Annotated in this window: 1 rRNA gene; it reads right to left on the reverse strand. The window is 45.2% G+C overall.

The features are described from left to right. A 16S ribosomal RNA gene (locus FPZ49_RS35235) occupies positions 1-121 on the reverse strand; the annotation flags it as partial. Positions 122-1146: the final 1025 nt, after the last annotated feature.

Below are 1146 nucleotides of genomic sequence, written 5' to 3' on the forward strand. Positions count from 1 at the left end.
GGCAGGTTGCCTACGTGTTACTCACCCGTCCGCCGCTAGGGTCCGAAGACCCTCGCTCGACTTGCATGTATTAGGCACGCCGCCAGCGTTCGTCCTGAGCCAGGATCAAACTCTCCATTAAAGAAAAGCTGATTGAGCTCAAAAATTTACTACTGGCGAGAATTTGCATTCTCTTGTTTATTGCACTCACTCGTTGTTCAGTTTTCAAAGGGCAACTACTTGTTGTTTCTCTTCCGCTTCAGCAGCAGACAAGAATTTAATTTAGCACATTACGTTATATTTTGCAAGCATTTGTTTTCTTCCATTTCTCGGGATAATCCAGCAAGTTTCAGAAGAGTTATGTCTTGCGTTCAGCACGGTTATTCACCGGCGAGAACGTAATATATCATATGGTGTTATATGGTGTTATTCGTGACAAGCTCTTTTTGTTTTCCGCTTCTTGGGTTACTCCTACAAGCTCAGAAGACTTAAAAGGACTCGTATTCGACCGGTTGTTCATGGCCGGAAGAGTAATATATCACACTCAAGTGATCGTGGCAACCCCCAATAGGATGCATGGATACTCGCCTGGCTTTGCGGATAATCCGGCTAACAAGCCTTATTATATGTTCATGGTTCAGGCATAACCAGAAGCAACTTGCCTTCGGTGCAACCTCGTGCAAGTGCCTAATGCCGGTCGGCCCCTCCCACCTGATTTTTTGAGGCCATCTTTTGCCCGGGGATTCAACCAAGTCTTTATCAAAATCCCGATCCAATTAATCTAGTTTTTTAAGCCGTTGCCGAAAATACTCGTCCGTACTAAATTTCGCTTTGATGATGCCCCTAAACCAAGCCAATCCTGAAAAACACCCGAACAAAGAAGTAAGAGATTGAACCATAAAAAATACCCCATAGCAACGGGCTATGGGGCTAAGCTATATATTCATACAGGGGGGTCGAATCTTATTATAGACTTTTTATTTATGCAATGTTGTGAACTACACACCACCTAAGAGGTGGGTGCTTCGTAGTCAATAGAGCTACTGCTCCAAGTTTAGCTACGCTCCAAGGGCAGTTCCTGCCCCGTTGGCAGTTGCAATCTACATTGCGAGTTTTAGCAAGTTTAGCGCGGCGTTGACATCCCGACCATGGGTAGCGTTGCAAGCT

Source organism: Paenibacillus cremeus (assembly GCF_007786445.1).
Taxonomy (GTDB): domain Bacteria; phylum Bacillota; class Bacilli; order Paenibacillales; family NBRC-103111; genus Paenibacillus_G; species Paenibacillus_G cremeus.